This window comes from Mucilaginibacter gossypiicola, assembly GCF_900110105.1.
In the GTDB taxonomy this organism is placed as follows: domain Bacteria; phylum Bacteroidota; class Bacteroidia; order Sphingobacteriales; family Sphingobacteriaceae; genus Mucilaginibacter; species Mucilaginibacter gossypiicola.
Genome location: NZ_FOCL01000001.1, coordinates 282,351 through 302,281, shown reverse-complemented (window position 1 = coordinate 302,281; position 19,931 = coordinate 282,351). Strand labels below are relative to the sequence as shown.

The window sequence follows — 19,931 nt, the reverse complement described above, 5'->3', positions numbered from 1 at the left end:
TCTTGAATATTAAATTCAATTTAAATAATTAGATTTTATCTAATATCATGAAGATTAGATGAAGAGGAACTTTTCAAATGATCACTGTTTTGATATGAATTATATATTTGCAGCACACATTTAAACATGGCTAATCACAAAAAGGCTGAGTTTGCAGCAACAGATCAGGATATATCAATGGTAGCAAAGGCGTTGTCACACCCTGCCAGGATTGCCATTATGCGTATTTTGGCGCAGCACAAACATTTTACCTGTGGCGAAATAGTTGAAATACTTCCATTGGCGCAGCCAACTGTATCCCATCATTTAAAAGAATTGATGGATGCCCGGTTAATCACCGTTGCAATTGATGGCAAAAAATCGTTATATGATGTAAACTGGCCCACCTGGAACAGGTACACAGCTGAGTTTGAAAATATGCTCAGTGCTATTAACAATGCAGAACAACAGGCCTGACATATCTCTATTCAAATAATTTATGGGTTATATTCGTACACAACTTTGTATGGAATTTGTGTAAGCGAGGCAGATACCTGTCCTATCTTTAAATCATGCAATTGTGGTGTAGGCTCACAAAATGAATAAGCTTTTCCTTTATAAAGCAAAGGTTTCCCAACCGGTTTTTCAAATTGTACTGCCATAGTTATATGTGTAGGGTATAATACAGCAATCATCGGCAAATTATAGATCTCTTTCACCAGATAAAAAAACAAGGCAGCGCGGTCATCACAGTCGCTATACTGTGCAAACAGGGTTTCTTCCGGGCTTAACCGCTTTTCCTTGCCAAAATTTACATTATCATTCTCATATAGAAAAGCGTACCGGGTAAAATGCATCAGATAATCAACTCCTTTTGTAATGTCCATCCTGCCTATATTTTGTTTAAGCAACGGGATCAGTGACCCATAAGTTTCCTTACTTAAAGGGATATTGAAATACGATTCAAAATCAACCACCGGATAGTTCCTGAAAATAGAATCGACCAGTGGGTTAAGCTTAATTTTGAAATAGTAGGCCTTGTGCCTGTAGGTAAACTGCAGGTCCTTTTCAATATAATCTGCAGGCGTAAAATCAGGCATCCTGGTAACTTTATATGAAAACTGGTTAACAGCCCCGGGCACATTGATATCAACCGGGATAGCAGGCTCTGCTGTAAGGTCAGTGCCGGGATAATCATGGATGTTCAGGCACATATATTTTTTGCCGTTAACTGTATATGAAGGTATATCCGATATATCCTCGTTGTTGTAAACATAAAAAATGATCTTTTTCCCAGCCAGTGCCAATCGGGCATCATAACCCGATTTAACCATCAAAAACCATTTATATAAGGTATAGTTGCTGTAGTTTTTTTCTTTGGGGCTTATGTGCTGTGCAGTTTTGCGCACAAGCTGGTAATAAAGCCAGTCATTAAGTTCGTGCTCCTGTTTATAACTTAGCAATGCCTGAACTAATGGTCTATAATTGCTTTCGTTGACATTATTGTAAAAGCTTTCAATGTTTTTTAAAGATGGTATAACCGCGGTATCTGAAAGCGGCAAGGAACCTACATCAGCATTAAATGTACCATCATAAAAGGCAAAGCAAATGCTCCTGTTGTTTTGAGCATACAAGTTAATTGCGCTAAAAAGCAGCAAACAAGCTAATAAATGCTTAACATAATTGTTCATCAAAAGGATTATTTACCCACAAAAATTAAAAAGGGCCGAGGCTTATAACTTATACAAGTTAACAATTAAAAGCCAATTCAATTAATATTATTTTAATCATCAATAAACACAGCGGTAACACTGCGCAAATAAATTTGTATTTTGAAATCCCCGGTTCATGAGGTCAGTATCATTAGGTAAAAGAATACTTTGTTTATTTATAGCAATTGGGTACTTCTTTTTTTCATGCTTATATGTTACACGATGTCCCAAAGCTGCAGGTCATACTAAAACCGGAGCCTATTTTATAGCTAACAATCACACCAAACAAAGTAATACCGTTATCTCAAGTGCTACAAACAGCAAATCCATACCGGTTCTTTTTTTAACACGACCACGTGTCGTCTTCGGAAAAAATTTAGTTCCCTTAACTAATCAATTTAGATTAATACGTGTTTTTGAGCTTTGTCCGTTCCGATGTATAACGAAAAATGACATTGAGGATAGATTTAGGGCTCACAAGATCTTTTACACCGCCAATATCTTTTCTATTATCCGTACCTGGAAAATTTGAGTTATAGCTCCTCTCCTGTTGATACCTTTTACAATATTTTCTTAATTTTTATCACCTGCATTTTGCGGCCGCTATCGCTGATGCATTTAAAAACGTATGGATAAGTTATGTCTTATTTTAACTTAAAATTTTCAGACAGAGATAACGAACTGGCCAATTTTGCAAAAGCACTGGCTTTGCCTGTAAGGATTGCTATCGTCCGCATTATCATGACTAACAATAATTCAATATCTAAAGAAATTTTATATACAATTCCGTTTAACCACGAAACAACAACCAAACATCTTGCCGAACTAAAACGAATGGGAATAATAAAGGCGCATGGGCTTCGTGGCTCAATTAAATATAGCCTCGACGAACAGCTATTTAAACAAATGGCTAACGGATTTGCTATGTTATTCGAAAGCATGAGGCCTGCAGAACATGACGTACAAAGTTATTAAAGGCGTTTAACGGCCATTTTAGCCGTTTTTTGCAAGAAAAATGGCTGATCGAAAAAAAAATTACAATTATAATAACCTGATAAACAGGCCCTGAATTATAACATTTACTTAATGTAAGCTTAAAGTACCAAATGGGATTTGCCAATTCGCTTCGGATTTGTACTTTTGTCGCCGGAGAGTTGGCAGAGTGGTCGATTGCGGCAGTCTTGAAAACTGTTGAACTGTGAAAGGTTCCTGGGGTTCGAATCCCTAACTCTCCGCTGAAAGGGATAACTGAAAAGTTATCCCTTTTGTTATAAACAAGCAAACTTTTATCGTTCATTCCTGGGCTTTATAAGAGAAAACGGGACGATCTCGGGTAATCAAATACAAGAACCTTCCATTCCTGAACAGTTTCTTGCCGCTCAATCATGAAAAACAATTAGTACTTCACCCTATTTTACTCGCTCTCGACACCGTTGGCATGGTTCAATATTGTTCCGCCTTTAATTAAAATCCTTGCTGGCAATAAAATTATTTATTACGTAGAGGTCGCTAACGTGCGATGGCTATCCGTTTGCGAATACGGCTCAGCGATACAGGAGTAATACCAAGTAGTGTTGCCAAATATTTATCTGCAACCCGGTTTACGATATCAGGTTTCTCTTGAACTAATTTTATATAACGCTCCTCGGGTGACAAGATCACGAAAGCCTCCAATCTATCCATAGCCTGCGACAGCATATGCAGTAATAAAGTGCTGCGCAAATTAGACAGCCTTGGGTTATCATCTACAACAAGCTGTGCTTTTTTATAGTCCACCTCAAGCAGAGTGGTATCCTCAAGTGCCTGATAGGTAAACCTGGAAGCTTTTTGATGAATTATATTATCAATAGATGCTATAAACTGATTTTCCCACCTAATCATGAAGGTAACCTCGTCGCCATTCTCTTTAAGAAAATAAGAGCGGATTACCCCCTTTTTAATGTATGCCAGTTTGTGTGTAGATGAGCCTTCGGCAATGTAAACTTCACCGGCTTTAAGCAACCGGCTTTCTGAAAGTTGCGAAAGCTCAAGGATATCGCTATAGCTAAGTTCCTTGAAAACCCGGAGATAAAATTCAATGTCGTCGAAGCTCAGCATTTTAAATATTAGTCTTTAACTCTTGTCCATGTTTCACTTCCCACAGGAAACATGCCCATCATCGCTTCAACTTTCAATGTATTGCCTTTCATAGTTAATTCGCAGCCAAATGTTTTACCACGCCGGGGATCATATATAGAGCCGCCTGTGTAGGAGATTCCGTCGCATGTCAAATCCCTCATTATTAAAGTACCCAAAAGTGGCCTGCCGCGCAATGCCGGCCTGATATTGCGCTGATCTGTCAGCGGCTTACCATGCGCATCATTTGGATGTTTTAACCATACCAGTTTACCTAAATATTTATTACCATACTGATAAATTTCAACCTGCCCCTCTCCTCGCTTGTTCAGCCATTTCCCAACTATTGCGTTGCAATGCTGCGCTTTTATTTGGCAATTTATTAAAGTAAGCAGCGCTAACAAAAAAAACTTTTTCATAATATTTAAAATAGCGTGGGCAGAATTAACTACCCACACCTTATTAACTAAAACTGAACTATAACTGAAGATTTTTATTTGAGTGATTCTTTAGGCGTGGAGAACTATCAAGTTATTCATCAAACCACCAGATGCACTCACCAAACACCTAACTAATGTTACCTGTTTAGTAATTATTAACCAGCAATGCCATCTGAGCATTAACTCCTGTTCCTCCGGGAATACCTTTAAGGGCTATGGTAACACTTTTAGATATTTTAGTACCAAGAGAACTTAGTGTATAAGTAGTTATAAGGGCGGCTGTGCTTGCGTCCCTTATCTCAAAAACATAACTAACCGTTGCAGGCACTGTTTTCTTAGCTGCGTAAGGTAAAAAATCACTGGCCGATTTATAAGCCAGGCCATTTACCAAAGCATTACTTTGGCCTTTTATATTAATACTCACCGGCTTACTCCCCATGGAGATATTTACAAAACGCACGCCGATCAAGCTATCTGCAGCTGCAAAAGCGGGCACCTTATCCGTAGTAAAATAGGAATCGGTATTATCGATAGTGCCTGTAACAAATAGCGTATGGATACTGTTCGCCTCCATCAGGATGTTGTTCTTATAAAGCGTATGCAGGGTATCCGTTTGCGGTGCAAGCGACAAAGGAATATTGCCCAAATGGCCCGAAAATTCAAGGAACCCGTTGTTTGTTATAACGGCAGCATTCTTATAATAGATCAGCGTTTTCTCGCTGTCAAAATTAGGTATCAGTCCGTACCCTCCCGAAAGGGCATTAACAATAGTTAATGACGAAGATGATATTGCGGGTAAGCTGTTTTTTTTACAGGATAGCATGCTGCTACAGCTAGCTATCCATGTGATCACATAAATTAATCGGAACTTCATATTGATGCGGTTTTAAATTACAGGGATCTTTTGTCTTCCAATGCGTGTTTTATACGATTTTGCAGATCTTTCAAATGGTACAACGTAAGCGGATCCTGTACACGCGGGATAGCCTGCCTGATCTGGCTTTGCAGTAACAGTACGTCTGCCTTTAACAGTGATGACGCATCGGTTTCCGAACTGGCCGCGTCATTTGCAGACAGGATCTCCAGCATAGCGCCCCAATACGATTTCTGCAGATTTCTCCGGTAGCTATCTACCTTCACTTCTCTGTTATTCTTCAATTCGCGCCATATTCCCTGGTGCAGGGTAGTGATATATTCGTTCACATTGTACGCATTGTTTCCAAATTGCTTCATATTGGCTATGAGCTTATTGATCCTGCCAATATCCATCAAACTGTTCAACACACGTACCTGTACATCCTCAACAAAGTTTGGCGATTCGGGCAAATTTATCCTATTTACTACCTTTTTATTGATCAGCCAATAAGGTGTATCAAATAACTGCTTATTAAAAAATTGCATGGCTTCCCGCTGCATTGCCTTAGAAACAGGTACATAAAGCGGCCCCGACTGCTCCTCACTTTTGATGGTGTAGTTTACGCCGCCAACGTTTTTAAGTACATGGCCCATATACCTGAAATACTGATCGGTAAGCGATTTATAAATCGACTCGAGATTTTCATTAATACCACCCTCTTCATAAGTCCAGGCTGGTAAATTAGGCAGGATACGCTGAAGGTTTTTGATGCCGTAAGTACTGGCCTTAGCAGCATCGTCACCAAGGTCTTCCATCTGGCTGCGGGGGTCAAATCTTTTTCTTTCACCGTCGCCAAACCATAGCCTTCTGTTTTTAGAAGTACGGTCTACTATCAATTTTCGCTGCAATTTCTTGTCTTCTTCAAAAGAAGTTGCGCCGCTGCTTTTATAACCCCACTCTATCGCCCACTTATCATATTCGCCTATACGCGGAAACAGGTCATACTGGGGGATACGGTCTTGCGGCTGGGCAACATAGTTAAACCGCGCATAATCCATAATACTGGCAGTATGGCCATGCAGGTCCAGGTAGTGTTTGCTGCGTAAGCTATCAACAGGGGTTTGGCTGCTGCTGCCAAAGTTATGGCGTAAACCAAGTGTATGGCCCACTTCATGGCTTGATACAAACCTGATGAGCTGCCCCATCAGTTCGGTATCAAATTTAGCTTTCCGTGCCTGTGGGTCTGTAGCCGACGCCTGGATCAGGTACCAGTCATGTAATATCGACATCACATTATGATACCAACCAATATGCGTCTGGATGATCTCGCCGCTGCGCGGATCATGGATATTAGGTCCGTAAGCATTGGCCACGTCCGAAGCAAAGTAATTAAGCATCGAATAACGTGCATCGTCAATATGCATAGTGGTGTCATTTTCAGGCCACTCTTTGCCGATGATGGCATTTTTAAACCCGGCCTGTTCAAACGCTTTCTGCCAGTCATTGATACCGCTGATCAGGTACGGGCGCCATTGTTTTGGTGCTGCAGGATCAATATAGATCACGATAGGATGTTTAGGCTCCACTAACTCGCCCTTTTTCCATTTAACAATATCCTCATCCCGGGGCTCCAATCGCCAGCGTAAAATAAAATCCCGCTCTTCGGATTTTTGCTGATCATCGGCATAGGTATTAAAGAAATCAGCAAAATAGCCTACCCGCGGATCAAAATAGCGGCGTTGCATGGGTACTTTTGGTAAAGCGATAAAAGAGGTGTGCGATTCCATGCTCAAAGGATCGCCACTTTTACTTGGCCCCGACTGCGGCCCCTTTGGATCCATATTTTTACTAATACTGATCTCCACGTTGATAGGATATACGTGAATGGATTCGATATTAAAATCTTTCATGGACGCTATATTAGCCTGGGCACCTAAGCCTGTACGACCATTTATATTATTCACCATGCTCTTCTCCTTCAAAAACTTCGACACATCGATCACATAACTCTTGGAGTCCTTTCCATAGGCAACTATTGGAAATGTAGCTGCTACCGGGTTTACATTGGAGTTGACCACCGCCTTGTAAATATCATTGGTAGAGTCTGCCTCGCTGATCACCAGGTCATACCTGATACGGATGGTTGAATCAACGCCCTTCTCAAATTGAATGGTTCGTTCATCAAGTTCTTCACCGGCGTACATGTCATACCCCCCGGATACCTTATTCAGCCGATTGATAAGCATAATGTCACGGTGCAGGATAGAGTCCGGGATCTCAAAATATACGGTATCCTTTGCTTTATGAACTGCGAATAATCCGAATTGGCTTTTGAATGATTTATTGATTACTGATTGATAGCTTTTTATTTTTTTCCGGGCAGGCGGCGGTTTAGTGGTATCTTTAGCGGCAGCCTTCGCTACATCATCCCACGAAGTGGCTATCGGTTTTTGCTGGCCATGAGCAGTCGTTTGAACAGCTATAAGACAGACGAATAGCAGAAATATCTTAATAAAAAATCGAGTTGTTTTCATCTTTGTTTAGATTTTTTTTGATCAGGAAATAGTTTGTTAATTTTTAACAGGATCCATACCTGATGTACAGCTTAATGATACCGACGGCACACCGGCAACCATTGATTTAAGGGCACCAACTCTTGCCACTGATGCCGCATCCCAGATAACCACAACGGGGATTAAAAAGTCTCCCGGCTTTTCCAACGTATAATCCGTACGGTGGGCAGCCTGGGTGTGACTACTGAGGTCAATGACAACTCCCTGCTTTTGCCGAGCAGCCCAGCTGGTAAGTAAAGGCAAAGCCATTGGTTTAAAACTATTGACCAAACTAATCGCCAAAGAATCATTTGCGGCGTTTGGTAGTGCTACTAAAACAAACTCATGGAGGTTACCGTCAAGCATCATATCCACGTTGTTGGTTGTAAATGCAAAATCGCCGGAACTTAATTTGCTGCTTGCGTTTCGCCCTTCAAATGGCATTGGGCCTTCAAAGCCGGAAACGCTGCTAAATCCGGGCATTTTCTTTCGGCTGGTTGACCCGCCGCCCGGAGCACAGCTAACCACAGCCATAATAGCCAGGAACATACCGGCAACCTTAACAAGCCCGAAAAATTTTTCTCTGTTCATTTTTATATTCTTTTAATTGATTACTATGTTGTTATTTCACCTGATTATTGGGCACAGACCGCCTAACCGTATCAAATAATTGGTACGTTCACATACTTTTTACTATGCCTTTTTAATTCCTAATAGCCCGGATTTTGAATCAATCGTGGATCTCTGATAATTTCTGAAACCGGAACGGGATATAATAATTGTCCTGGTTTCCAGGGTTGTTTAATTGCTATAGCACCCAGTACCTCGCTGGCTTTCCCCGTACGCTTCAGGTCAAACAAGCGGTGCGCCCATTCGGCAAAAAGTTCAACGCGACGCTCCCGGGCAATAGCTGCTAACAGATCTGTTTGACCGGATGCGGTGGTATTAGGTAAACCTGCCCGGTTCCTGATCCGGTTTATGTCTGCTGCGCTCCCTCCTGCATCGCCCAACTCTGCCCGGGCTTCTGCCCTGATGAGGTATTGCTCGGCAAGCCGGAGCATTACGTTGTATTGCAAAGCAGGCTGGTTATTTGTAGCTGTCCGGTTAATATACTTAAAAGGGTAATTGTAGGTAACCCCAAAATAAGGATCGATATTGGGGCTTGGTGTACTCCTTACCCAGGCAGTATGGCGCAGATCTCCCGGTTCAAAAGCATTTGATAATTCATCCGTGAGATAGTTTTGTGGTGTCAGAAAATAGGAAACAGACGGATAAACAGAAGGATCCAAAAAAGCAGCCTGGTCATCCGGCCCTAACGATTCCCACTCAATCCTGGTATTAAAATTAATATCGTCATAAGTACCACTTCCTACAGGAGTTAATGATACATCCTGCTTCAATTGCCAAATGGCTTCAGTGCTATTGATCAGGAATACCTTATTCAGATCGGCAAGGAGGCTATAGTGACTATTGCCGATAACGGCAGATGCTTGTGCCTCGGCATTTTTCCAATCCTTTTGATAGAGGTAAACCCTTGCCAGCAAAGCCGTGGCGGCTCCTTTGTTGGGCCTGATCCGTTCGCCAAGACCAGCCGAAAAATTATCAGGCAACAATGCCTGCGCGTCCTTTAAATCCTGAACCATTTGGTCATAAACCTGGGCTTGCGGAGCTCGGGGTAATGTAGCTGTCTTATTAAAATCAGTAGTAAGCACCAACGGCACATCACCATAAAAATTGGTAAGGTAGAAATAACTAAATGCCCTGGTAAATTTCGCCTCCCCTGTGCAGCTTGCTCTTAAGCTATCCGTGATTTTATCTGATACAGAAGAGGTTAGATTTTCGATAATGGCATTTGAATTATAGATTGTTTTATAGGCCGAAGACCAGATGACGTCTGCGGCAAAATCTGCGTTGGCATTAATATTACTGGTAAGTAATGGATAAGTAAGCGTATTCAGTGGCCCTCCATAATCCACAAACTCGTCGGCGGTTAGCCCGCCGTAAAGTGTTGTTGCACCATTACTGAATGCCAATCCTGTATTGATCATTTGATTATACAGACCGGCCATCACAGAATTGAGCTTACTATCTGTACCGAATGCACTGGCCGTTGAAATAGTATTGGTTGGCTTATCGATCTCCACAAGTTTCTTACAGCCGCACATCACCACCATGATGATACTTAGCATGTATATTGTTCTTAAATAATAACGGGTTGACTTCATGATTTTTTCAATTAAAATGAGGCTGATAGTCCCCAGGTGATGGTTCTGGTTGGCGGCAATGCTCCGAAATTATTAACCTCCGGGTCCAGGCCCTTATAGTTTGTGATAACGAAGATGTTTTGAGCGCTTGCATTTATTGACAATGCCTTCAAACCTATTTTTCGGATAATTTTTACGGGCAAAGTATATGAAAGAGCTATATTTTGAAGGCGGATAAAACTGCCGTCGGTATAGGCCGCATCCGAGGAGCCATAATTAATGTCGGAGGCTTTTGCAGTGGTGGTTAGCCTTGCTATGGTGGCAATATCGCCCGGGTTTTGCCACCTGTTATTATATTTATATAACGAAACGTTGCCAAGCGCGCCAAATGCGGTACTGGCCAGCTCGTTTCTTGCCAGCTGCTTTCTGTAATTAAAAAACAAACTCAGGGATAAATTTTTGAAGCTGAACCGCTGTCCCATCCCCCCCGAATATTGAGGAGTTGTATTGATAAGCGCAACCCGGTCATCCATCCCGGTTCCGGGGGGAACGCCTGCCTCAGCACTGACAAGACCATTATGATTGGCATCCAGGTAGGTATACTGCCCGGTGAGTGGATCTACCCCGGTAAACTTATATAGATATTGCTCACCCAATGGCCGGCCTATCTTCATGAGCGTATAATAAGGCGACAGCTGAAAATTTGGGTAAGACAAGAGCTTATTCTTATTAATACCAATGTTAAAGCTTGCACTCCAGCGGAAGCTTTTTCCGTTGATGATCTGTGCATTAGCCTGAAATTCCCAGCCATCATTTTGAACATTAGCAGGACTATTGGCCGTTACCGTAGAAAAACCGGTAAGATCGGCGGTTGGGAATTGTATAAGTTGATTATTACAGCGATCCCGGTAGTAGGCAACCTCTACAGAAATGCGTTCATCCAAAAAGCTTAGATCAAGTGCCCCCTCCAGTTTTTTGTTAACCTGCCAGTGAAAATCAGTATTAGCGTGCTGTATGGATACCAGGGGGATAACACCGTTGTACTTGGGGTTAGTAGAAGTCGCTGACTGACCAGCCGAAACGGGGGCCCATTGCGTAAGATATTGATAATCACCTACTCCATCACTACCTGTAGTGCCGTAGCTGCCGCGAAGTTTAATTGTACTGAAAACTTTGGGCAGGAAATCTCTTACCCACTTTTCTTCTGTAACAATATACGCTGCACCTACAGATCCAAAATTACCAAACCGGTTATTTTCACCAAAACGGCTGCTGCCATCCCGTCGACCGTTCAAATTAAGAATGTATTTATTTTCCCAGTTATAATTTATCCTGGCAAACACCCCGGCATATTTATATTGCCCTTTTGTGTCGGTGGCCTGCACTACAGGTGCGGCAGCCATTGAATATAAAAGGTCATCAGTTGTATATCCGGTACCTATTGTTTGCAATGAGCTGGTATTGTTAAGCTGATAGCTGCCACCTGTCAGTAAATTTATTGACCCCTTCCCAATTACTGCGTTGTATTCAAGCTGGGGTTCAATAATAATATTGTTTGTCCGGGCATTTTCAACCTTGGCGCTTCCTTTTTGAGGCGATCCCGGCAGCGGGTCCTGTGCGGCGAGAGGCTGGTACTGGCTTTGTTGTTTTTGTGCGTTATTATATCCAAGGTTAACTTTGGCCACCAAGCCTTTGAATACTGTATAATTTAAATTCAGGCTGCTGTTGAGGGTATTGGTTTTACCTTCGTACGGTTGCAACAATCCTGAAAAAGGAAAAACGATCCTGACTTTATCATATTCTGCGAAATTCAGGCTCCCCTGCGCATCATATACCGATGGCGCATTTGGTGCCAGAGTTGCCACGGGAGCTATATTGATCTGGTTGTTGACCAAAAAAGTGTAGTTAGTAGTAAACGACAACGTGAAACGCTGATTTGCGCTATGCGTTGTCAGGTTAGTGGAAAAAGATCCCTGAGGGTTTTTTCCCTTTGCCGTACTGATATCTGAACTTGCCCTGTAACCACCAGCCAGGCGATAGGTTGTCTGAGCTGTTCCGCCCGACAATGACGCCTGTAAATTGGTCCAGTTCCCGGTATTTCCGTAAGCATATTTTTGCCAATCGGTAAACCGGTTATTATCTAACAGGAAAATGTCTGGGGCATTTTGCGCAGTTGGTATTATGCCGTCATTCCTGAAAGCTTCTTTGCGCATTGCGATGTACTGTGGCGTATTAAGCTGTTGCCATTCACCTACCGTATAGCGAACGCCCTGAGCCAGATCAATTGTAAACTCGCCATTTGAAGGTGATCCCTTTTTAGTGGTGATCAGGATAACGCCATTGGCGCCACGGCTACCGTAAATGGCTGTAGCATCAGCATCCTTCAATATCTCAACCGATTCAATATCTGAGGGATTGTAAGCAGCCAGCGGACTGCTGCCCGTTGAATAACCCACCGTTGGGTCGCCCAAACCTACAGAATATTGGCCGCGCTGGCGATTATTATTTTTATAATCAAATGGCCGCAGGTCAAGTACTGTTTGAGGCACACCGTCAATAATGTACAGCGGATCGGAATTAATGTTAGTGTTGATAGACTGCCGCCCCCTGATCACTACCTTTACGGGTCCCCCGTCATAACCGGTTTGCTGTGTTATCTCTACCCCGGGTGCCCGTCCTTCTAAGGCCAGTAATGGATCTGTTACCGGCTGTTTTGCGATATCAGCTGCGGTTATCCTGTTGATATTACCTGTGGTTAATCGCTGTGTAGTACGACCGTAGGCCTGTACAACCACCTCGTCCAGCCCGCTGGTAGCTTCCTGTAAATTGACATCAACAATAACTCTTTTATTTATAGGTACCGTTGTAGTTTTATAGCCTATAAAGCTAATAACGAGCGTATCAGTAGTTTCGGCAGTTTTAAGGATGTAGTTACCTTTAATATCTGTATTAGTGCCCAGCTTAGTGCGTTTAACCATAACCGTTGCACCACTAAGGGGCACTCCATAGCTGCCGCTAACTTTACCAACAACTATCGATGGCTGAACCAATTTACCGGCTTTGTCTTTGATATCGGCAACCATGTCAACAACCTTATCCAGTAAAGTTTTTTCGGCTTCCCTGATCACCACCGTATGCTCATCTATAGTATAAGATAAAGCCTGCCCCTTTAAACAACTTTTTAAAGCCTCCTCAATTCCGGCGTCTTTAATTTGTATGTCAACAGGTTTGGCATTTTGAATAAGTTTTGCATCAAACAAAAAGTCGTACCCGCTTTGCGTCCTTATCTCCTTCAGCACCTTTTCTAAAGACGCTTTTTTTTCGGTGATGGTGATTTGCTGGGCATAACTACTGGCGCTTACCTGCATAATTGCCGTAATTATTAAAATAATGGTAAGTTTCATGACTAAAAGAAATTTTGACATGTAGCCGGGCGGCCTACACGAATTTCCCGTGTAAAATTTCATACATTTGAATAGTTTGGGTTTTAAACTTTGTTTGTTTCCTAAAAAATGAATCAATGGGGAATCCAGACATAGCCAGGGGTGTTCGAGCACCTCTGGTTTGCTTTAAATCATCTCCATTATGGCTAAGTAAATTTTACTCCATAACAGTGATCCTCCTTCCTGAAACTTTAAAATGAACCTTACCAGTTAATTCCATGATCTTCAATACTGCCGAGATATTTTTAGCACGGGACACCCAGCCGCCGAATACCATATCCCGGGGTGCATTTGGGGCATAAACAACCTCAACATTGTACCATCGGGCTACCTCTCGCATAATACTCTCCAGATCCTGGTTTTTAAATACAAAGTCGCCGTTTTTCCAGGCCATATTACTTTCCAGATCAGCAGCCTGCACCTTAAGCTGATGTGTTTTGGTAGTTAAAATTGATTGCTGTCCCGGATTAAGTACTGCATTTAAATCCTTAGCTGATACTTTAACCCTACCTTCTAAAAGCGTGGTATTAATGGCAGCTTCATCGTTATAAGCATTTATATTAAAATGCGTACCTAAAACCTCTACCTGCTGCAAGTCAGTGGCAACAATAAAAGGCTTTCGCTGGTTATGGGTAACCTCAAAATAGGCCTCACCCTTCAACTGTACTTTACGTTGGGTTGAGCTGAATACAACAGGATACTTTAAAGAAGAAGCTGCATTAAGCCAAACTCTTGTCCCATCGGGTAAATTAATTTGGTATTGCCCTCCTTTAGGTGTTTCAATAGTGTTAAACGCATTAATATTACTATCGCCTTCATCGGCCAGGGCGGTGTATACAAGTTGCCCGCCAGATGTCTTGGTGATCCTGGTATGCGATTCGCGAATAAGCTCGCCGCTCTTTAAGTTATCCAGATTGATTTTCTCGCCGTTGGCCAGGGTCAGTGTGGCCCGGCTTTTACCCGGTGCTATATCGTTGGCGTATTGAACGGCGGAAGTTCTTTTTTCGATATAAAAGTAGGCACCGAAAGATAATGCCAACAGAAGTATAGCTGCCGCTGAATAGTATAACCAGGAACGTCCGAAACGAAGTTTACGGGTGAAACCCAAACGCCTGTAAATTTGTTTGCCCGCATAATCCCATTCCGGTTTATCGGTAAAGGGCTCCGCTTCCTCACTAAGTTGGTTATACCAGCTCTCAACCAGTAAACGCTCTTCGGGCGTACAGTTTCCTGCAATGTATTTATTTAATAATGCTTGTGCTTTTTCCTTATCCATTACTCACGGCATTGTTAGCCGGTTTATAGATAAGACCATCGAAGTGGTCGCTGGTGGACATTAAAAAATAAAAAAAAGTTATTTTTTTTTATTTTTTATTTGAGATTAATCGCCATCAAACCTAAAATAGACGACAAATCTTCAGTAACACATAGATAAAAATTAGCGAAAACTGAGTTTTTAGCAATTTCAAAGCCCTGTTTATGGTTTTTTTTACTGACTGGTCAGAAATATTCAATTCATTAGCAATTTGCTTGTGCGAAAGACCAAGACTTCTGCTCATTTCAAAAATCCGCCGCATCTTTGGCGGTAAACCAGCTATTTCTTTCTCTATTTGACGAACAAATTCGTTATAAGAAACCAGATTATCTGTTGCGCATTCTCCCTCTTGCATAAAAGTGGCAAGGGATGTCAGATAATTATCTTTGTGTTTGCTTTTATTAATAAGTTTAATAGTTGCATTACGCACAGCAGTAAACAAATATGCTTTAAGCGCCCCGCTATTATTGAGCTCAGGGGGCTTGGTCCAGAAAGCAGCAAAAACATCCTGCACCACATCCATAGCCTCTTCATTATCACGAAGCATACGGCGCGAATGACTATATAGCAAAGCCCAATAGCGATTGTAAATTTCGGTGTATGCAGCCTCGTTACCGTTATATAACAACACGACCAATTCTGCGTCACTTAATTTACCAAACAGTTTCATAATTATTAAGGAACCGAATATAACATATTTTTAACAAAAATTAAATACACGCCTCTTACTGAAATCCAGTTCCTAAGTAAACCTATAAGGTACATGTTTACTCACTTACAAAAAACGCATTACATAAAAAAGCAAACCCGGACATACGTTCGCAGACCGGGCAATTCAGCATCAATTAAATATTGATGGCTATTTCTAAATTCTGGTTATTGGCTAATTGGCCACATATTATTTTATACCGTGTTACCAATATTTTTATTAGCCTCATTTTCGTAAAACCTACTTTGCTGAATCTTGTCAAATTCTTTAACATAATCAACATGTTCAGTGCCCATCATGTGGTCCCAGAACCTAAAATACAGCCCGTAATTTCCTTTAAACTTCCGATGGTGTAAATTGTGAAATACCGAGGTGTTTGTAATTTTAAAAAGCAGCGTATTTCTGAACCCTTGAGGTACAATTTCATAACCAAGATGACCGTAGACATTGATCATAAACCCTACCACTACAAACAAAGTAAGCGTGATAGTATGAAGCGGCATAATTATGGTGATAATAAATAACACCAAACCTTCGGCGAAAGCCTCTGCAATGCTAAAAGAATAAGAAGCCCAGGGAGAAGGATTTGTTGAACGATGGTGCAGCAAATGTGTATATCGAAAAATTTTTGGATGATGAAGTACCCTGTGCATCCAATAAAAATAGGTATCATGTACTATCAGGCACAGAACGAGACTAACCGGTATCCACCAAATGGGGTAATAGTTTACATTGGCATATACCTGCGTTATTTTTATTACTGGGGTATAAAGAATGATATAGCCGATTAAAGTAAAAACAATAGTAGTTTGTAACGAATGAATGATCTCACGAAAAAAATCCTTTCTTGCCGCCTTACTGCGTTGTATTTTCGACGAAAGAAACCGAATTTCCAGTAACCTGTAAAAAAGGAAAAACGGAATCCCCGCAACCAGGAAATAACGGACAATTGAGATACTAAAGATGGTCATGAAAATTTTGGCAGCTTGTGACATCGTATAAGATTATGAACACAAAACTACGAGCAGAGGGTACCCCGAAAAATTAACAAAAGTTAATTAAGATCATGAGCATAAGAAATTATTTTCCGGACCGAAACTAAAAGCAAATTGACCAATGAAGAGTTTGATAAAACGCCCAATTAGTTTTTAAGCTACATCGCAAACACTAAGGCGGCTGCCAGATAAGTTCTCCTTACCCGGAAAAGTACAATACTATTGATTTTAATCTCCGATTTTTTCCTAAATTTATTTAACTAATCACTGGTTTATGATCAACATTACGGTAAACGGGCAGCGTCATGATATTGATGCCGACCCTAACATGCCACTACTTTGGGTTATTCGGGATATCCTGGGACTTACAGGTACAAAATTTGGGTGCGGCGCAGCGCAATGCGGGGCATGTACGGTGCATTTGAATGGCGAGGCAGTACGATCATGTGTTACAAAGCTAAGCCGTGCCGCCGGGCAAAAAATAGTAACAATTGAAGGACTTTCTCTCCATAACAATCATCCGCTTCAATTAGCATGGAATGAAATGAACGTTCCTCAGTGCGGCTACTGTCAATCCGGTCAACTGATGTCGGCAGCGGTGTTATTACGTGAAAACCCAAACCCTACCGATCAGGATATTGACGACGCTATGTCAGGTAATATCTGTCGCTGTGGTACATATCAGCGCATCCGGGCTGCTATTCACAAAGTTGCAGCCATGCAAACGGAAGGAGCCAAATTATGAAGAAGCTGCTAATCATAAGCACCATACTTATTGTTGGGGGCACACTACTACTATCCTTCAGAACGGAACCTGTAAAAGTTGACAATCCTCTCCGATTAGCAAAAGACAGTGTTGGCTCAGCCAAAGCATTTATGTCGGTATACAAAGTATTGATGAGCGCGCGATGTATGAATTGCCATCCCGCAGGCGATGTGCCACTACAGGGCGATGATAATCATTTACATACGATGAATGTTAAGCGGGGTGCCGACGGTCACGGCGTTTATGCTGTTCGCTGCAGTAACTGTCATCAGGCAGAAAATGCGACAGGCTTGCATATGCCACCTGGAAATCCAAAATGGGGTTTGCCCCCTGCTAATATGCGAATGGTTTTTCAGGGACGCACCCCACGCCAGCTGGCCTTGCAGCTCCTTGATCCTAAACAAAACGGCGGGCGCACCAAACAACAACTGATTGATCATATGGCCAAAGATGACCTGGTAGGCTGGGCATGGCATCCGGGCGATGGCAGGACATTGCCACCTATGAGCCGGACAGCCTTTGTAGCACAGGTACGTTTGTGGATAGCTAAAGGCGCATACGCACCTTCGGCAAAGGCAAAATGAATGATTTAAACGATAAGAGCAACCACTATGGAAACTAATGCGATATCAAGAAGAAATTTTCTCCGCGTGTCTGGTCTTGCCGGAACCGCGCTTTGTTTGGGCTTCTATTTCCCCGCCAATGCAAAAAACGAACAGTTAATATCGGCAACCGGCGCTGAGCATGGCTTTGATTTTAATGCCTGGATGCGTATCGATACTAATGGCAAGGTAACGCTCACTGATCATCGCGCAGAAATGGGCCAGGGATCTTTTCAGTCTATACCACAAATTATTGCAGAAGAGCTGGAGGTTGACCTGAAGGATATCAGTGTGGTATTTGCACAAGGCAATCCTGATAAATTTGGCAGCCAGATCACCGGCGGAAGCTCAACCATTAGGGGATCTTACAAAAAGCTACTCAAATTAAGTGCAACAGCGCGTGAGATGCTGATCACAGCGGCCGCGAACAAATGGAATGTCCCTGCTGCCGAGTGCTACGCAGAATCTGGCCACGTTATCCATAGGCCATCCGGAAAAAAATTAAATTACGGAGATCTGGTTACAGATGCATCAAAACTCTCCCCTCCTGCCGATATTAAGTTAAAGGAGATATCTCAATACAAGCTGATCCGAAAACCGCTTCAAAGGCTGGACACCCCAATGAAAACCAATGGTGAGGCCATCTTCGGGCTGGATAAGAAGCTACCGGGAATGCTTTATGCCTCTGTAGAGCGCAATCCGAGATTACGCGGTAAGCTTAAAAGCTTTGATGCCTCTGCAGCTATGAAAGTTCCGGGAGTGAAAAATGTATTTAAGATACAAATGATGGTTTTTAATACTACCCGTGATGGCGTGGTAGTTATTGCCAATTCAACATGGGCGGCTATGCAAGGCCGGAAAGCGCTAAAGGTTGACTGGGATGAAAGCGGCTTTGAGCATGTAAACACCGCCGATATATACAAACAGCACGAGGAGCTACTTCAAAAAGAAGAAGGCCTTTCATTTAAAAAACAAGGTGATCCGGATGATATTTTAGCCAAATCGGCCAATAAGATCGACGTGATCTACCAAACACCTTACCAGGCGCACGCCGCTATGGAGCCATTAAACTGTGTAGCGCATTACCAAAACGACAAAATAGAAATTTGGGGGCCAATACAGGCTCCGGATTGGGTACAGGGCGATATCAGTAGTAAATTTAAGATGCCTAAAGAAAAAGTTATCGTTAATATGACTTTTTTAGGCGGAGGCTTCGGCCGAAAAGCTTTTTTGGATTATACTCATGAAGCCGTAGCCATTTCGAAAGAAATAGGCGGACCGGTTCAGGTTATTTGGTCCAGAGAGGATGATGTAAAGCAAGGTCCATATCGTGCCGGAATTTCCTACAGAGCTCAAGGGGCTATTGAAAACGGTGAAATAAGCGCAGTGAAGTTCAAAATGGCAGGTCAAAACATCGACCACTGGAACACTGATAAGAGAGGAACAGCCAATAATAGTACAACAGAAGGTTTTTTAAAACCTTATTATGACAGCATTAAGAATATTAGCTTCGCAGATGTGCCTTATGAAATGCCTTTACCTAATATGTGGTGGCGTTCGGTCTATGCCTCTACAAACGGATTCGGATATGAGAGTTTTATCAATGAACTGGCCGTATTGGGTGGGCAGGATCAACTTGACTTCCGAAGAAAATATTTAAGGGACGAACGTTGTCAGCGCCTGATTGACAGAATGGAAGAAGTATCCGGCTGGAAATCGAGGAAAAAGAATGAAGGCTTTGGCGTAGCCATAACAGAATGTTTTGACAGTACAGTAGGTCAGATTGTAAAGGTTTCGAGGCGTGAGGATGGCAAGGTAAAAATTGACAAGGTTTGGGCAGTTATGGATTGTGGTTGGTATGTAAATCCCGATATTATTAAGGCTCAGGTTGAAGGCTCGGTTGTGATGGCGCTGGGCGCAGCTACCATCCATGAAATTACATTCAAAGACGGACTGGTGGAGCAAAATAATTTTTACGACTACCTGATGCCGCGCATGAGTGACATCCCTCCTGTTGAAGTACACATTATGGAAAATACTGCAGATGCAGGAGGTGTGGGCGAACCTGGCTTACCACCTTTTGCCCCGGCGCTCACTGATGCCATATTTGATTTAACAGGTAAAAGGATCAGGAAACTGCCATTTAAATTGAGCGAGGTTTAATCGGCTCAGAACAAATCGTTTTAAAATGGCGGCTACCTGGTAAATACAGATAGCCGCCATTTTACTATATCAGGCTACGA

At 42.3% G+C, this 19,931-nt stretch carries 16 protein-coding genes and 1 tRNA gene; 6 read left to right on the top strand and 11 right to left on the bottom strand.

Annotated elements, in window-relative coordinates; translation table 11 throughout:
* The first annotated feature begins 126 nt into the window (after positions 1-126).
* The gene (locus BMX50_RS01055) at positions 127-456 is read left to right on the top strand and encodes an ArsR/SmtB family transcription factor (protein ID WP_091206412.1); all 330 of its coding nucleotides are present in this window, start codon (positions 127-129) and stop codon (positions 454-456) included.
* A 20-nt stretch (positions 457-476) separates the two neighbouring features.
* Here BMX50_RS01055 and BMX50_RS01050 read toward each other — a convergent pair whose 3' ends face one another.
* Positions 477-1,670: a hypothetical protein gene (locus BMX50_RS01050; protein WP_244280799.1), complete on the bottom strand. Its 1,194-nt coding sequence runs from the start codon at positions 1,668-1,670 to the stop codon at positions 477-479.
* Between the two features lie 660 nt (positions 1,671-2,330).
* On the opposite strand from BMX50_RS01050, the gene BMX50_RS01045 reads away from it, so the two are divergent.
* Both BMX50_RS01045 and BMX50_RS01040 read left to right on the top strand, forming a co-directional pair.
* Complete coding sequence (locus BMX50_RS01045) at positions 2,331-2,666, top strand: ArsR/SmtB family transcription factor (protein ID WP_091206409.1); 336 nt, start codon at positions 2,331-2,333, stop codon at positions 2,664-2,666.
* Between the two features lie 173 nt (positions 2,667-2,839).
* A tRNA-Ser gene (locus BMX50_RS01040) sits at positions 2,840-2,926 on the top strand.
* A 274-nt stretch (positions 2,927-3,200) separates the two neighbouring features.
* On the opposite strand, the gene BMX50_RS01035 is transcribed toward BMX50_RS01040, so the two are convergent.
* The 10 genes from BMX50_RS01035 to BMX50_RS00990 form a co-directional block, all read right to left on the bottom strand.
* Positions 3,201-3,788 carry a Crp/Fnr family transcriptional regulator gene (locus BMX50_RS01035; RefSeq protein ID WP_091206406.1) on the bottom strand — a complete coding sequence of 196 codons (588 nt, stop codon included), beginning with the start codon at positions 3,786-3,788 and terminating at the stop codon, positions 3,201-3,203.
* Positions 3,789-3,796: 8 nt separating this feature from the next.
* Positions 3,797-4,225 carry a DUF2147 domain-containing protein gene (locus tag BMX50_RS01030; RefSeq protein WP_091206403.1) on the bottom strand — a complete coding sequence of 143 codons (429 nt, stop codon included), beginning with the start codon at positions 4,223-4,225 and terminating at the stop codon, positions 3,797-3,799.
* A gap of 166 nt (positions 4,226-4,391) precedes the next feature.
* Positions 4,392-5,120, bottom strand: a complete 729-nt coding sequence (locus BMX50_RS01025; RefSeq protein WP_143065058.1) for a DUF4397 domain-containing protein — start codon at positions 5,118-5,120, stop codon at positions 4,392-4,394.
* A 17-nt stretch (positions 5,121-5,137) separates the two neighbouring features.
* Positions 5,138-7,636, bottom strand: coding sequence for a zinc-dependent metalloprotease (locus BMX50_RS01020; protein ID WP_091206399.1), 2,499 nt, complete (start codon positions 7,634-7,636; stop codon positions 5,138-5,140).
* Positions 7,637-7,672: 36 nt separating this feature from the next.
* Positions 7,673-8,245, bottom strand: coding sequence for a hypothetical protein (locus tag BMX50_RS01015; RefSeq protein ID WP_091206396.1), 573 nt, complete (start codon positions 8,243-8,245; stop codon positions 7,673-7,675).
* A 119-nt stretch (positions 8,246-8,364) separates the two neighbouring features.
* Positions 8,365-9,879 carry a RagB/SusD family nutrient uptake outer membrane protein gene (locus BMX50_RS01010; protein ID WP_091206393.1) on the bottom strand — a complete coding sequence of 505 codons (1,515 nt, stop codon included), beginning with the start codon at positions 9,877-9,879 and terminating at the stop codon, positions 8,365-8,367.
* Positions 9,880-9,890: 11 nt separating this feature from the next.
* Positions 9,891-13,262 carry a SusC/RagA family TonB-linked outer membrane protein gene (locus BMX50_RS01005; protein ID WP_167667780.1) on the bottom strand — a complete coding sequence of 1,124 codons (3,372 nt, stop codon included), beginning with the start codon at positions 13,260-13,262 and terminating at the stop codon, positions 9,891-9,893.
* Between the two features lie 196 nt (positions 13,263-13,458).
* The gene (locus tag BMX50_RS01000) at positions 13,459-14,577 is read right to left on the bottom strand and encodes a FecR family protein (RefSeq protein ID WP_091206388.1); all 1,119 of its coding nucleotides are present in this window, start codon (positions 14,575-14,577) and stop codon (positions 13,459-13,461) included.
* Between the two features lie 121 nt (positions 14,578-14,698).
* Positions 14,699-15,286: an RNA polymerase sigma factor gene (locus BMX50_RS00995; RefSeq protein WP_091206385.1), complete on the bottom strand. Its 588-nt coding sequence runs from the start codon at positions 15,284-15,286 to the stop codon at positions 14,699-14,701.
* 233 nt (positions 15,287-15,519) lie between these two features.
* Positions 15,520-16,320, bottom strand: a complete 801-nt coding sequence (locus BMX50_RS00990) for a sterol desaturase family protein (protein ID WP_091206383.1) — start codon at positions 16,318-16,320, stop codon at positions 15,520-15,522.
* 274 nt (positions 16,321-16,594) lie between these two features.
* Between BMX50_RS00990 and BMX50_RS00985 the strand changes: the two genes are divergently transcribed.
* Genes BMX50_RS00985 through BMX50_RS00975 form a run of 3 tightly spaced genes read left to right on the top strand, consistent with a single transcriptional unit; the run spans position 16,595 to position 19,851 of the window.
* Positions 16,595-17,065: a (2Fe-2S)-binding protein gene (locus BMX50_RS00985; protein ID WP_091206380.1), complete on the top strand. Its 471-nt coding sequence runs from the start codon at positions 16,595-16,597 to the stop codon at positions 17,063-17,065.
* Positions 17,062-17,670: a hypothetical protein gene (locus BMX50_RS00980; RefSeq protein ID WP_143065057.1), complete on the top strand. Its 609-nt coding sequence runs from the start codon at positions 17,062-17,064 to the stop codon at positions 17,668-17,670. Before BMX50_RS00985 ends, BMX50_RS00980 begins: the two co-directional genes overlap by 4 nt.
* 27 nt (positions 17,671-17,697) lie before the next feature.
* Positions 17,698-19,851: a xanthine dehydrogenase family protein molybdopterin-binding subunit gene (locus tag BMX50_RS00975; RefSeq protein ID WP_091206374.1), complete on the top strand. Its 2,154-nt coding sequence runs from the start codon at positions 17,698-17,700 to the stop codon at positions 19,849-19,851.
* Positions 19,852-19,931: the final 80 nt, after the last annotated feature.

Excerpts from the sequence above, each read along its gene's own strand:
- BMX50_RS00990 (WP_091206383.1), bottom strand. The coding sequence starts at position 16,320 with ATGTCACAAGCTGCCAAAATTTTCATGACCATCTTTAGTATCTCAATT.
- BMX50_RS01045 (WP_091206409.1), top strand. The coding sequence starts at position 2,331 with ATGTCTTATTTTAACTTAAAATTTTCAGACAGAGATAACGAACTGGCC.
- BMX50_RS01050 (WP_244280799.1), bottom strand. The coding sequence starts at position 1,670 with ATGAACAATTATGTTAAGCATTTATTAGCTTGTTTGCTGCTTTTTAGC.
- BMX50_RS01020 (WP_091206399.1), bottom strand. The coding sequence starts at position 7,636 with ATGAAAACAACTCGATTTTTTATTAAGATATTTCTGCTATTCGTCTGT.
- BMX50_RS00995 (WP_091206385.1), bottom strand. The coding sequence starts at position 15,286 with ATGAAACTGTTTGGTAAATTAAGTGACGCAGAATTGGTCGTGTTGTTA.
- BMX50_RS00980 (WP_143065057.1), top strand. The coding sequence starts at position 17,062 with ATGAAGAAGCTGCTAATCATAAGCACCATACTTATTGTTGGGGGCACA.
- BMX50_RS01000 (WP_091206388.1), bottom strand. The coding sequence starts at position 14,577 with ATGGATAAGGAAAAAGCACAAGCATTATTAAATAAATACATTGCAGGA.
- BMX50_RS00985 (WP_091206380.1), top strand. The coding sequence starts at position 16,595 with ATGATCAACATTACGGTAAACGGGCAGCGTCATGATATTGATGCCGAC.
- BMX50_RS01030 (WP_091206403.1), bottom strand. The coding sequence starts at position 4,225 with ATGAAAAAGTTTTTTTTGTTAGCGCTGCTTACTTTAATAAATTGCCAA.
- BMX50_RS01035 (WP_091206406.1), bottom strand. The coding sequence starts at position 3,788 with ATGCTGAGCTTCGACGACATTGAATTTTATCTCCGGGTTTTCAAGGAA.
- BMX50_RS01010 (WP_091206393.1), bottom strand. The coding sequence starts at position 9,879 with ATGAAGTCAACCCGTTATTATTTAAGAACAATATACATGCTAAGTATC.
- BMX50_RS00975 (WP_091206374.1), top strand. The coding sequence starts at position 17,698 with ATGGAAACTAATGCGATATCAAGAAGAAATTTTCTCCGCGTGTCTGGT.
- BMX50_RS01055 (WP_091206412.1), top strand. The coding sequence starts at position 127 with ATGGCTAATCACAAAAAGGCTGAGTTTGCAGCAACAGATCAGGATATA.
- BMX50_RS01005 (WP_167667780.1), bottom strand. The coding sequence starts at position 13,262 with ATGAAACTTACCATTATTTTAATAATTACGGCAATTATGCAGGTAAGC.
- BMX50_RS01015 (WP_091206396.1), bottom strand. The coding sequence starts at position 8,245 with ATGAACAGAGAAAAATTTTTCGGGCTTGTTAAGGTTGCCGGTATGTTC.
- BMX50_RS01025 (WP_143065058.1), bottom strand. The coding sequence starts at position 5,120 with ATGAAGTTCCGATTAATTTATGTGATCACATGGATAGCTAGCTGTAGC.